The 8966-nt window shown below is 70.5% G+C and carries 8 protein-coding genes; 4 read left to right on the top strand and 4 right to left on the bottom strand.

The genetic code is table 11. The features are described from left to right. The coding region (gene recO / locus FRW57_RS12615; protein WP_152186131.1) for a DNA repair protein RecO at positions 1-574 on the bottom strand (574 nt) is incomplete at its 3' end. A gap of 189 nt (positions 575-763) precedes the next feature. On the opposite strand from recO, the gene FRW57_RS12610 reads away from it, so the two are divergent. The 3 genes from FRW57_RS12610 (at position 764) to FRW57_RS12600 (ending at position 3491) form a co-directional block, all read left to right on the top strand. After that, a complete protein-coding gene (locus FRW57_RS12610; RefSeq protein WP_152186130.1) occupies positions 764-1393 on the top strand; it encodes an alpha-ketoglutarate-dependent dioxygenase AlkB in 630 nt (209 codons plus the stop codon). A gap of 281 nt (positions 1394-1674) precedes the next feature. Continuing rightward, positions 1675-2577, top strand: coding sequence for a S1C family serine protease (locus tag FRW57_RS12605; RefSeq protein WP_238999413.1), 903 nt, complete (start codon positions 1675-1677; stop codon positions 2575-2577). Between the two features lie 83 nt (positions 2578-2660). Further along, the gene (locus FRW57_RS12600) at positions 2661-3491 is read left to right on the top strand and encodes a maleylpyruvate isomerase family mycothiol-dependent enzyme (RefSeq protein WP_137121674.1); all 831 of its coding nucleotides are present in this window, start codon (positions 2661-2663) and stop codon (positions 3489-3491) included. Between the two features lie 159 nt (positions 3492-3650). Here the strand turns inward: FRW57_RS12600 and leuA are convergent, their stop codons facing one another. The 3 genes from leuA to FRW57_RS12585 form a co-directional block, all read right to left on the bottom strand. Beyond that, positions 3651-5456 (bottom strand): 2-isopropylmalate synthase, encoded by a 1806-nt coding sequence (leuA, locus tag FRW57_RS12595; RefSeq protein WP_137121673.1) that lies wholly within the window; start codon positions 5454-5456, stop codon positions 3651-3653. Between the two features lie 258 nt (positions 5457-5714). Beyond that, on the bottom strand, positions 5715-7043 hold the full coding sequence (locus FRW57_RS12590) for an MFS transporter (RefSeq protein WP_137121672.1): 1329 nt from the start codon (positions 7041-7043) through the stop codon (positions 5715-5717). A 2-nt stretch (positions 7044-7045) separates the two neighbouring features. After that, positions 7046-8290, bottom strand: a complete 1245-nt coding sequence (locus FRW57_RS12585) for a M20 metallopeptidase family protein (protein WP_152186129.1) — start codon at positions 8288-8290, stop codon at positions 7046-7048. 133 nt (positions 8291-8423) lie between these two features. Here FRW57_RS12585 and FRW57_RS12580 point away from each other — a divergent pair. Next, positions 8424-8966 (top strand): Lrp/AsnC family transcriptional regulator (locus FRW57_RS12580; RefSeq protein ID WP_152186128.1); only part of this gene is annotated, 543 nt, incomplete at its 3' end.

Raw genomic sequence — 8966 nt, 5'->3', positions numbered from 1 at the left:
GGGTGAGCGGGTGCGGCGCCGCCGACCCGGCTGGCCGGCAGGACGGGCAGACCACCCCTCCGCCTGCGACGTGGAACGCCCGGTGCGGCCCGGGGGCACCGCACTTGGCACAGTCCACGAAGCTCGGCGCCCACCCGGCGACCGCCAGCGAGCGAAGCAGGTAGGCGTCGAGCACCAGTCCCGCGTCGTGCTCCGCCCCCGCGAGCGAGCTCAACCCACCGGCGAGCAGGTTGAACTGCTGCAGGGCCGGCTCCCCCTCCTCCGTCAGCCGGTCGGCCGTCTCGAGCATGGCGCTCGCCGCGGTCCAGGCGGAGTAGTCGCGGGCGATCGTGTCGCCATACGGCGCCAGTGTCTCGGTCTGGGTCACGGTGTCCAGCGAACGACCCTCGTAGCACTGGAGGTCGACCACCATCCCCGGTTCGAGGCGCGAGCCGAACTTGGACCTCGTGCGCCGCACGCCGTTGGCCACCGCGCGCACCTTGCCCCGCGACCGGGTGAGTGCGGTGACGATGCGGTCGGCCTCACCCAGCTTGTGGGTGCGCAGGACGATCGCCGCGTCGCGGTACAGGGGCATGGCGCCATTGTCCTACGTCGCCCCTGCGATTGCGGTATGCCGTGCCGGTGTCCACGCTCGTGGTCGACGGTGGTGAGGTTCGAGGCCAGAAACGCCGCCTGCTCTCCCCGACAACCATTCCCGACGAGGGGCCCCCTCGAGGACTCCTGAATCAGACACCTGTTCGAATTCGTGCGGTAGGCTGACTCCATGGCCACGGCGCTCCAGGGATCACTGCTCGACCAGGTCGACGAGGTCGGGTTGCGACCACTCGGTCCGGCGGTCCGCCGCACGACACTCTCGCGCGGCGCCTGGATCGACCTGCGCCCCGGCTTCGTCACCGGCTCGGACGCGCTCTTCGCCCGCCTCGCCCGGGACGTCCCGTGGCACGGCGAGCGCCGTCAGATGTATGAACGCGTGGTCGACGTGCCACGCCTGCTCAGCTTCTACGACGAAGATGACACACTCCCCGATCCGGTGCTGCTGCAGGCCCGCTCGGCCCTCAGTCGCCACTATGCCGGGGAGCTGGGCGAGCCGTTTTGCACGGCAGGACTGTGCTTCTACCGCGACGGGCGCGACAGCGTGGCCTGGCACGGCGACACGATCGGGCGCAGCCGCACCGAGGACACGATGGTCGCCATCGTCTCGGTCGGCACTCCCCGGGCGCTGTTGCTGCGTCCTCGCGGTGGGGGTCGGACCCTCCGCCACGTGCTCGGGCACGGTGACCTCATCGTCATGGGCGGCTCCTGCCAGCGGACCTGGGAACACGCCATACCGAAGTCCGCCAAACCGGTCGGTCCACGCATCAGCATCCAGTTCCGGCCCCGCGGCGTCCGCTGACCCTGCAGCTGCGCAGGACGCCCAGCGTGAAAGCCGAGGAATCGGGTAGCAACTCGAAGGTGAGTCCCCTGCCGCGCACCGCACACCGCCCGACGCGCCGCGTGGCGTGCGCGGTCCTCGGTCTGGTCACCGCCGGCGCCCTCAGCAGCTGCACGGATGGCGGCTCTTCCGCCTCGTCGGGGACGCCGACCGCCACGGTGACGGTCACCGCACCGCCGCGATCCTCCCCGTCCACCAGCACTCCCCCGCGAAAAGGTCAAGCCGGGCCCGGCCTCGGCGTCGTGCCCCAGGTGGTGCAGACGGTGGAGCCGTCGGTGGTCACCATCATCAGCAAGGTCGGCCTGGGCAGTGGGGTCATCTACAAGGCCGACGGCACCATCGTCACCGATGCGCACGTGGTGGAGGGCCAGGACAAGCAGCCGTTCCGCACGGTCGAGGTGCAGTTCGCGGACGGCAAACGGGCCAGGGCCAGCGTGGTGGGCGTCGACGACGTCACCGACGTCGCGGTGATCAAGGCGAAGCGCACCGGCTTGCCCGCGGCCCGGTTCAACGACACGCTGCCGGTGGTCGGAGCCCTCGACGTCGTCATCGGCAGCCCGCTGGGGCTGGAGCAGACCGTCACAGCAGGCATCATCTCCAGCCTGCACCGAAACATGCCCCCGTCGAAGGAGGCGCCGCAGGGGCTGATCGACCTGATCCAGACCGACGCGCCCATCTCGCCGGGCAACTCCGGGGGTGCCGTCGCCGATGGCGACGGCACGGTGATCGGTCTGTCCGAGGCCTACCTGCCGCCGAGCTCCGGGGCGGTCGCGATCGGCTTCGTGACGCCCGCCGCGACGGTGACCAGCGTGGCGGACCAACTGCTCGCGACCGGCAACGTCAAGCACGCCTTCCTCGGGATCCAGCCGGCCGACATCACGCCACAGACCGCCGACCAGTTCAACCTGCCCACGACGAAGGGCACCCTGGTGGTCGCCGTGACCAGGGGCAGCCCGGCTCAGAAGGCGGGTCTGCAGCCCGGAGACGTGATCACCAGGCTCGGTGCGACGACGATCGACACCGTGACCGACCTGCTGGCCGCCTTGCGCAAGCAGCAACCGGGCTCCACGGTGCCCCTCACCTACGCGCGAGGCTCCAGGACCAGCACCGTCAAGGTGACCCTGGCGAACCGCCCGGCTCCCTGACTCCTGTTGCGACCCCGGGAGTGGCTCGCGGGAGGGCGATAAAGCGCTGTGACCCGCTTGCCTCCGGTGGCTACGGTGCGGTCATGCCCACCGAAGATCCCCAGACAGTGCCCGGCAACCAGCTGGACTACCTCGACCACCTTTCCCGAAACTCCGCACGGTTCCGGGAGGCGCTCCACGACGCCGATCCCACCGCCCGCGTGCCCACCTGCCCCGACTGGGACGCCGACGACCTGTGGTGGCACCTCGGAGAGGTGCAGTGGTTCTGGTCGCAGGTCGTCGGTGGGCCTCTCACGGACGGCGACGAGGTCGAGGCCCTGCAGCATCCGACGCGTCCGACCGACCGGGCCGGACTCGAGCAGTTCCACCTCGAGTCGAGCCGGGCGCTGCAGCGGGCGCTGGCCGAGACCCCGCCGAGCACCAGGGCCTGGACCTGGAGCGAGGAGCAGACGGCCGGGTTCAGTCGCCGCCGCCAGGCGCACGAGTCACTGATCCACCGGCTCGACGCCGAGCTGACCGCCGGCACCCGCACCGATCTCGACCCGGCCCTCGCTGCCGACGGCGTGGACGAGGTGCTGCGGATCATGTATGGCGGTCACCCCGGTTGGGGCCGGTTCGTTCCCGAGGAGGGCGCCACCATCCGGCTGCGCACGACCGACACGGGCGACAGCTGGCTGGTCACCCTCGGCCGGTTCGTCGGGCACGACCCGGGCTCCGACGAGGACCGCGACGACCCCGACATCGGCATTGCTGCGAGTGACACCGGTGAGCCGGCGTTGGCCGCGCTCAGCGGCACGGCCGCCGACCTCGACTGCTGGTTGTGGCACCGGCCGCCCGTCGGCGAGATCACCCGAGAGGGTGACTCAGGGGTCATCGGCCGCTTCGAGCAGATCGTGAGCGCCGACATCGACTGACGCGCCGCGTCGGGCCAGGCGCCGCAGTCCGCCAGCCGCGCCGCCCGTGCCCGCACCGAGCAGGACGTCACGTCATCCCCCTCGTGGGGAGTGATCGTGAGGTTTGGTGCGCTCCGGTGTCGCCTTTCCCACGATCACTGCCCACGGGCGGAGGAAGGGTCAGCCGATCGGCACCCGGACCGGCTGCCCGGTCGGCACGTCGTGCATCGGCGCCTCGCCGCCCAGCTCGGGCTGGTCACGCACCGCCCGGTTGACCGCCGAGAGCACGGCCGTCATGGATGCCTTGACGATGCTGCCGTGCAGGCCGACGCCCCACAGCACGCGGTCGCCGATGGCGCACTCGACGTAGGCGGCGGCCTGCGCGTCCTCGCCGGCCGACATGGCGTGCTCGTGGTAGTCCAGCACCCGCACGTCGATGCCGATGCCCGCCAGCGCGTCGATGAACGCGTTGATCGGCCCGTTGCCGGTGCCCTCGACCGTGGTCTCGCGGTCGCCGTCGAGCATGGTCAGTGACAGGTGGTCTCGGCCGTCGGCGTCGCTGTCGATGGTGCTCGTGAGGGGTGCGAACCGACCCCACGTGCGGCCCTGGCCACCCTTGGCCGGCAGGTACTCGTCGACGAACCTCGCCCACAGCGCGTCGGGAGCCACCTCACCGCCGTCCGAGTCGGCGCCGGCCTGCACGACACCGCTGAACTCGATCTGCAGTCTGCGCGGCAGGTCGAGCTGGTGCTCGCTCTTGAGGATGTAGGCGACACCACCCTTGCCCGACTGGCTGTTGACCCGCACCACGGCCTCGTAGGTGCGGCCGACGTCGTGCGGGTCGATGGGCAGGTAGGGCACGCCCCACGGGATCTCGTCGACGGTCTTGCCGGCGGAGGCCGCGTCGCGCTCCATCCACTCGAAGCCCTTCTTGATGGCGTCCTGGTGGGAGCCAGAGAAGGCGGTGTAGACCAGGTCGCCGCCGTAGGGGTGGCGCTCCCCGACCGGCAGCTGGTTGCAGTGCTCCACCGTGCGACGGATCTCGTCGATGTCGGAGAAGTCGATCTGCGGGTCGATGCCCTGACCGAACAGGTTCATGCCCAGGGTCACCAGGCACACGTTGCCGGTCCGCTCGCCGTTGCCGAACAGGCACCCCTCGATCCGGTCCGCGCCGGCCTGGTAGCCGAGCTCGGCCGCGGCCACCGCGGTCCCGCGGTCATTGTGTGGGTGCAGCGACAGCACGACCGACTCGCGGCGGTCGAGGTGCCGACTCATCCACTCGATCGAGTCGGCGTAGACGTTGGGAGTGGCCATCTCGACGGTGGCCGGCAGGTTGACGATCACCGGGCGGTCCGGCCGGGCGTCGAAGACCTCGATGACCTCGTTGCAGATCCGCGCGGCGAACTCCAGCTCGGTGCCGGTGTAGGACTCCGGCGAGTACTCGTAGTAGACGGTCGTGTCCGGGATGGTCTCCTCGAGCTTCTTGCACAGCCGCGCGCCCTGCAGGGCGATGTCGACGATGCCGTCCTGGTCCATCCCGAAGACGACCCGCCTCTGCAACACCGAGGTCGAGTTGTAGAGGTGCACGATGGCCTGCTTGGCACCGCGGATCGAGTCGTAGGTGCGCTCGATCAGGTGGTCCCGCGCCTGCGTCAAGACCTGGATGGTGACGTCGTCGGGGATGTGCCCGCCCTCGATCAGCTCCCGCACGAAGTCGTAGTCGGTCTGGCTCGCCGACGGGAAGCCGACCTCGATCTCCTTGTAGCCCATGCGCACGAGCAGGTCGAACATCCGCCTCTTGCGCTCGGCGTTCATCGGGTCGATCAGGGCCTGGTTGCCGTCGCGCAGGTCGACCGCGCACCAGCGCGGGGCCCGGGTGATGCGCTTGTCGGGCCAGGACCGGTCTGGCACGTCGACCACGATCTGCTCGTGAAAAGGACGGTACTTGTGGATCGGCATACCGGACGGCTGCTGGGGGTGGATCATCTTCTCGCCTCTGCGTCTTCGCGTTTCCGCTGTTGCTGGTGTGCCGGCCTGGGCAACACGACTCCGCGGCGAGGGGCGGCCGTCTTAGTGGGCCCCGCCGCGGCAGCGAAGGAGGAGCAACGCTCCTGGCGCGATACGCACGAGACACAGCGTATGCCGTGACTGCCCTCGTCGTCCATCGCTCGGCCCCGCGTCCCGCATGGTGGAACGAGCGGGAGGCGGGGCCGAGTGGGGACACAGTCGTCGTGGAAGTGCCGGCTACGCCGGCGAGTCGACGGCTTCCTCGTGCAGGTGACGGCCCCGGGTCTCGGGCAGCCGGGAGATCACGACGGCCGAGATGATCAGCAGCACCAGGGTGTAGCCGGTGAACGCGGAACGCCCGAAGGTGTCACCCATCCAGGTCTGCAGGTAGGGCGCGGTGCCACCGAACGCGGCGACGCAGATCGAGTACGGCACCCCCACCCCGATCGCTCGGATGTGGGTGGGGAACAGCTCGGCGTAGACGGCCGGGATGATGGAGGCACCCGCGGCGATGAAGATCAACGCGATGGACATGGTGAGCGCGAGCTGCCAGGCACTGCCTCTCAGCATCCACTGCAGCGGGAAGAGCAACACGGCGAGTCCGATGGCGTTGGTCAGCAGCACCGGTTTGCGCCCGATCCGGTCAGACAGCTTGCCCCACAGCGGCAGCACGGCGATGAACACGACGTTGGCGACGACACCGGCCCACAGCGCCGAGTTCTCGTCGATGCCCAGCGAGCTGATGGCGTAGGCCGGGGCGGAGATCGCCCAGGCGTAGTAGGCGACGGTCAGCCCGACGGTCAGCCCGATCACCTGGCCGGCCTGCTTGCGGTGCCTGACGATCTCCGGCCAGATCTTCGGCTTGTCGGCCGCGGGCTCCGACTCCACGTCGTCCTCGAACACCTCGGTCTCGGTCATCTTGCTGCGCATGTAGACGGCATACAGCCCGAAGACACCACCGACCAGGAACGGGATCCGCCAGCCGAAGGAGTCCATCTGGCTCTCGACCAGCACACTGGTGAGCACGACTCCGAGCAGCACGCCGAAGACGTTGCCGATCGAGCCGGACACGTAGATCAGGCTGGCCCACAGGCCGCGCCGCTCGGCGGGCGCCTTCTCGGAGATGTAGGTCTGGGCCGAGGGGAGCTCGCCGCCGTGGGCCAGGCCCTGGAGCAGGCGGGCGAGCACCAGGATCAGCGAGGCGAATGCGCCGACCGACTCGTAGGTCGGCGACACCCCGATGACGATGCTGCCGATGGCTGCGGTGCCCACGGTCGCCGACATGGCGAACCGCCGGCCCGTGTGGTCCGCGATCCAGCCGAAGACGAACCCACCGAACGGTCGCGCGACGAAACCGACCGCGAAGACCGCCAGGGTGGACAGCACCGCCGAGACCGGGTGTGCCTTGTCGAAGAACTGGGTCGCGAAGAAGGGAGTGAAGATCGCGTAGACGCCCCAGTCGTACCACTCGAGGGCGTTGCCGACCCCGGTGCCGAGGATCGTCTTGAGCGTGCTCTGCTCGGCCGGGGCCGCGGGAGCGACGTCGGTCTGCGAGGTGTTGGTCATGGTCATGCCACCGTCCTGGAGGGTGCGGTCGTGGGAGTGGTGCGGGCCAACCGGCGGGTGGCCAGCTCGGCATACGCTGCGGCACCGTCAGCGAGCACGGCGTCGTCGAAGTGGGCGAGCGGGGAGTGGTTGAAGGGGGCGGTCGCGAGGTCCGCGCCGTCGGAAGCGGCGCCGAGGAAGACGAAGCTGCCCGGGACGGCGGCGAGGACCCGGGAGAAGTCCTCGGATCCGCCGAGCGGGACGGCCATCTGCTCGTGCCGGGTGCCGTCGAAGACCTCCCGCAGGGTGTCCGCGGCGAATGCGGTCTCGTCGACGTCGTTGACGGTGACGGGGTACTGCCCAACGTAGCGAGCCGTGGCCTCGAGCCCGTGGGCCTGCCCGATGCGCTCGACCAGGGCAGGAGCCTCGGCCTGCATCCGCGCGCGAGCCTCCGGCGAGAAGGTGCGCACGGTCGCCTCGAACCACGCCTCGTCGGGGATGACATTGGCCTTGGTCCCGGCGTGCAGCTGGCCGACGGTCACCACCACCGGGTCGAACGCGTCGAACCGCCGCGTGACCAGGGTCTGCAGCGCGGTCACCATCTCGGCGAGAGCCGGCACCGGGTCCTTGGCGCGGTGCGGCGCGGAGCCGTGGCCGCCGGCGCCGTGCACCGTCACGTGCAGCTCGTCGGACGCGGCCATCATCGTCCCCGGTCTGGTGAGGAACCGACCCTGTGGCACCGCGGAGGAGAAGACGTGCAGTCCGTATGCCGCGTCCGCCCGCCGGCCGGCCGCGTCCAGCACGCCCTCGTCGATCATCACGCCGGCACCGTCGTAGCCCTCCTCGCCCGGCTGGAACATGAAGACCACGTCACCGGCGAGGTGGTCGCGGTGGGCTGAGAGCAACCGGGCCGCGCCGACCAGCATCGAGGTGTGCAGGTCGTGGCCGCAGGCGTGCATCGCGCCGTCGAGGCGGGAGCGGAAGGGCACGTCGACCTGCTCGTGCACCGGCAGGGCGTCCATGTCGCCGCGCAGCAGCACCACCGGCGACCGGGCGTCCGTCGCGTGAGGCGCCCGGCCGCGCAGGACCGCCGTGACCGACGTCGTGCGGGTCCCCGTGCTGGTCTCCAGCGGGAGGCCCTCCAGGGCCGCCAGCACCCGCGCCTGGGTGCGTGGCAGCGTGAGACCGACCTCCGGCTCCCGGTGCAGCGCGCGGCGCAGGTCGGCGAGGTCACCGCCCATCGAGTGGGCGTCCTCCAGCAGGTCCATGAGAACTCCGTCTCGTCGGTGGGGGTGAACCGTGCGCTGTGGCCCGGATGGTGGAAAAGTGTGCAGTCGCAGGAGTTTGTTACCGGCGAGAACGCTCGTTCTGCTCATCACGGCCCCCGATATGAGGTGAATCGTGAACACCGCCCGGCTGGACGAGCACGACCTCGTGCTCGTCAACGCGCTGCAGATCGCGCCCCGCATGAGTTGGGCGGAGGCCGCGCGGATCCTCGGCTCGACGCCACACACGTGGGCCTCGCGCTGGGCGCGGCTGCGTGCCGGCGGGTTGGCCTGGGTGACGGCGCACCCGGGGTGGCTCGGGGCCATGACCGTGGCCATGGTCGAGGCCGACTGCGCTCCAGGGACCCGCGCCGACGTGGTTCGGTCGTTGTGCCTCGACCCGCGGGTCGCGTCGATCGAGGAGGCGGCGATCGGCTGCGACCTCGTGCTCACGGTGATCACCCGCGACCTGCCCTCGCTGACCACCTTGCTCCTGGAGGACCTTCCGGGCGAGCACCACGTGACACGGCACCGCTCCTACATCGCCACGGCGATCCACCGTCAGGGATCGGGGTGGCGGCTGCGGGCGCTCGACGCCGAGCAGCGCACGTCCCTCGAGTCGCTGCGGGTGCCGTCGGCCTCCGGGGGCCGCCGCGACCCACCGCCCGGGGCCTGGCCG

The organism is Segeticoccus rhizosphaerae, assembly GCF_009192725.1.
GTDB classification, from domain to species: Bacteria; Actinomycetota; Actinomycetes; order Actinomycetales; family Dermatophilaceae; genus Segeticoccus; species Segeticoccus rhizosphaerae.
This window is presented reverse-complemented; position numbering and strand designations above follow the sequence as displayed.